The 3,697-nt window shown below is 68.3% G+C and carries 3 protein-coding genes; 2 read left to right on the plus strand and 1 reads right to left on the minus strand.

Annotated elements, in window-relative coordinates; genetic code table 11:
* Both AC1DU6_RS23365 and AC1DU6_RS23370 read left to right on the plus strand, forming a co-directional pair.
* Positions 1–449, plus strand: a 449-nt coding sequence (locus AC1DU6_RS23365; RefSeq protein WP_477859962.1) for a GGDEF domain-containing protein, incomplete at its 5' end; no start/stop codon positions are given.
* Positions 450–525: 76 nt separating this feature from the next.
* Complete coding sequence (locus AC1DU6_RS23370) at positions 526–2,862, plus strand: NADP-dependent malic enzyme (protein ID WP_477859964.1); 2,337 nt, start codon at positions 526–528, stop codon at positions 2,860–2,862.
* On the opposite strand, the gene AC1DU6_RS23375 is transcribed toward AC1DU6_RS23370, so the two are convergent.
* A partial coding sequence (locus AC1DU6_RS23375; protein WP_477859966.1) for a DMT family transporter occupies positions 2,795–3,697 on the minus strand: 903 nt, incomplete at its 5' end. The genes AC1DU6_RS23370 and AC1DU6_RS23375 overlap by 68 nt on opposite strands.

The raw sequence follows: 3,697 nt of genomic DNA on the forward strand, positions 1-3,697 counted from the left end.
GCGATGGCCTCAACCGTGCACTGGACCTGCTGCTGCAAGTGCAGGGCGACATGAGCTTCCCGCTGTCGGTCGTCTTCGTCGACGTCGACCATTTCAAGCGTGTCAACGACCAGCATGGCCACGAGGTCGGCGACCAGGTGCTGGTGCTGCTGGCCCGCACGCTGCGCGCCAACCTGCCGCGTGACGACCTGCTGGCGCGCTGGGGCGGCGAAGAGTTCGTCATCGTCATGCCGCAGACGCCGGCCGAGGAGGCCGTGGCCGTGGCCGAGCGGCTGCGCCAGGTGCTGGCGCGCGTCGAGTGGCCGGCCGCGCTGAAGGTCACTGCGAGTTGGGGCGTCGCCCAGGCCGCGGCGGCGGCGGATGTCGAGGCTGCGTTGCGCGAGGCCGACCAGGCCATGTACCGCGCCAAGCATGAAGGCCGCGACCGGGTGATATCGGCTTCGGCATAGATCGCCAAAAAACCTGCATCGGCGGGGGCTGAAACGCGGCGTAACCTTGAGGGTTCCTCCCTGGAGAGTCACCCTCATGGAAAAGAACAACGCTCCCTTGTCGCCTGCCGAAGCTGCGCTGCGCGAAGCCGCTCTGGACTATCACCGCAGCCCGACGCGCGGCAAGATTTCGGTCACGCCGACCAAGGCGCTGTCCAACCAGCGCGACCTGTCGCTGGCCTACTCGCCGGGCGTGGCCTATCCCTGCCTCGACATCGAACGCGACCCGTCGCTGGCGGCCGACTTCACGTCGCGCGGCAACCTGGTGGGCGTCATCACCAACGGCACCGCCGTGCTGGGCCTGGGCGACATCGGCCCGCTGGCCGCCAAGCCCGTCATGGAAGGCAAGGGCTGCCTGTTCAAGAAGTTCGCCGGCATCGATGTGTTCGACATCGAGCTCGCCGAGCGCGACCCGGATAAGCTGATCGACATCATCGCGGCGATGGAGCCGACGCTGGGCGGCATCAACCTCGAGGACATCAAGGCGCCTGAGTGCTTCTACATCGAGCGCGAGCTGTCCAAGCGCATGAACATCCCCGTCTTCCACGACGACCAGCACGGCACGGCCATCATCTCGTCGGCCGCGCTGCTCAACGGCCTGGAGCTGGTGGGCAAGGACATCGCCAAGGTCAAAGTGGCGGTGTCGGGCGCGGGTGCCGCGRCCATCGCCTGCCTGGACGTCATGGTGGGTTTGGGCGTGAAGCGCGACAACGTCTTTGTCTGCGACTCGCGCGGCGTCATCCAGTCCGAACGTGAAGACGCGAAGGCCGGCAAGCTGGACGAGTCCAAGCAGCGCTATTGCCAGATCACGGCGGCGCGCACACTGGCCGATGTGGTCGATGGCGCCGACGTCTTCCTCGGCTGCTCGGCCGCCGGGGTGCTGACGGCCGACATGGTCAAGACCATGGCCACCCAGCCCATCATCCTGGCGCTGGCCAACCCCGAGCCCGAGATCCGCCCCGAGTTGGCCAAGGCCGTGCGGCCGGACTGCATCATGGCCACGGGCCGCAGCGACTACCCCAACCAGGTCAACAACGTCCTGTGCTTCCCCTACATCTTCCGCGGCGCGCTGGACTGCGGCGCGACCAAGATCACCGAAGGCATGAAGCTCGCCTGCGTGCGCGAGATCGCGGCGCTGGCCAAGGCCGAGACCAGCGATGAAGTGGCCGCGGCCTATGCCGGCCAGGAACTGGCTTTTGGCCCGGAATATCTGATCCCCAAGCCGTTTGACGCGCGGCTGATCCTGCGCATTGCGCCCGCGGTCGCTGCGGCTGCGGCGGCCGACGGCGTGGCCACGCGGCCGGTGACAGACCTCGTCGCCTACCGCCAGTCGCTGGAGCGCTTTGTCTACCAGACCGGCATGTTCATGCGCCCCGTGTTCGCCACCGCGAAGGCCGAGTGCGCACGCGTCATCTATGCCGAGGGTGAGGACGAGCGCGTGCTGCGTGCCGTGCAGGTGGCCCTGGACGAGGGCCTGTGCAAGCCGACGCTGATCGGCCGACCGGCGGTGCTCAAGGCGCGCATCGAGCGCGCCGGCCTGCGGCTGAAGCTGGGTGAAGACGTTGCCGTCATCGACCCCGAGGACGACCCGCGCTTCCGGCAGTACTGGGAGGCCTACTACGCCCGCATGAAGCGCAACGGCTTCACGCCCGAGATGGCCAAGTCCGCCGTGCGGCGCTCCAACACGGCGATCGGTGCGCTGGCCATCGAGCTGGGCGACGCCGACGCGATGATCTGCGGCATGGTCGGCCGCTTCGACCGCCACCTGGAGCAGGTGCGCGACCTCGTCGGCCTTCGCGAAGGCGTGCGCCAGTTCGCCGCGATGAACGCGCTGATCCTGGAGCAGATGACGCTCTTCATCACCGATACCTTCGTCAACGACGACCCGAGCGCCGAGGAGCTGGCCGACATCGCCGCGATGGCTGCCGAGGAGGTGAGCCGCTTTGGCCTGCCGCCCAAGCTGGCTTTCGTCAGCCATTCGATGTTTGGCTCCAGCACGCGGCCGTCGGCCGTCAAGATGCGCCGCGCCCACGAGCTGTTCTCGGCCGCCCACCCTGAAGTCGAATGCGACGGTGAAATGCATGGCGACGCGGCCCTTTCCGAGAGCGTGCGCCAGGCCTTTCTGCCCGACAGCAAGCTCAAGGGCGCTGCCAACCTGCTGGTGCTGCCGACGCTGGATGCGGCCAACATCCTCTTCAACGTGCTGAAGATCAGCGCCAGTCACGGCGTCACGGTCGGCCCCATCCTGCTGGGCGCGGCAGCCCCCGTGCACATCCTGACGCCCTCCGCGACGGTGCGCCGCATCGTCAACATGACGGCTCTGGCGGTTGCGGACGTGCGGGAAGCCCGCGAGGCCCGTTCAGCGCAGGGCTGAACTGCGCCAGCGCCACACCGGCGAGGATGACGCYGGCGCCGAGCAGCTTGGGCGCGCTGAACTGCTCACCGCCCCACAGCCACGCGATGAGGCCGGCCACCAGCGGCATCAGGTAGATCAACGGCGCGGTGCGGGCCACGCCGCGCTTCTCGTTGGCCCAGCCCCAGGCCAGCCAGCCCAGGAAGCCGCCGCCGATGACCTGCCAGGCCAGGCCCGGCCATACCCATGTGGGCTGCGTCGCCCAGTCCAAGGACACCAGTGCCGGCGAGCACCACAGCAGCATCGGCAGCGTGCAGACCAGGCTGCCATAACCCAGCACCGTCACACCGCCGTGGTGCTGGATCAGCGGCTTGCTCGCCACCGTGTAGTAGCTGAAGAGAGCGGCGGCGGCCAGCAGGGTCAGGTCGCCCAGGCCGGCCTGCCAGTTGGCGGCGAGCAGCTTGTCCGATGTGAAAACCAATGCGCCGGTGGCCGCCATCGCCACGCCGACGACCTGGCCCGCGGAGAGTTTCTCCACGCCGGTCGCGCGCAGGATCAGCAGCGTGAACACCGGCCCGCAGGCCAGCAGCACGCTGGCGCTGAAGGCGGTGGAGCCCTGCATGCCGTAGGCCGACAGCAACAGGTGCAGGCCTTGGCCGATCAGCGTCAATCGCACCAGCGGCCAGACTTCGCCGCGGTCCAGTCGCGGCCAGCGCATGCCGAAACGCCAGCACAGCAGGGCCACGGCACAGAAGGGCATCAGCAGGTAGCGCAGCCCCAGGAAACCCGTCGGGCCGACCTGGTTGAACAAGGCCTTGGACAGTGGGAAATTGACGCCCCAGGTCAGCACGACGGC

It is taken from the genome of Roseateles sp. P5_B10, from assembly GCF_056400485.1.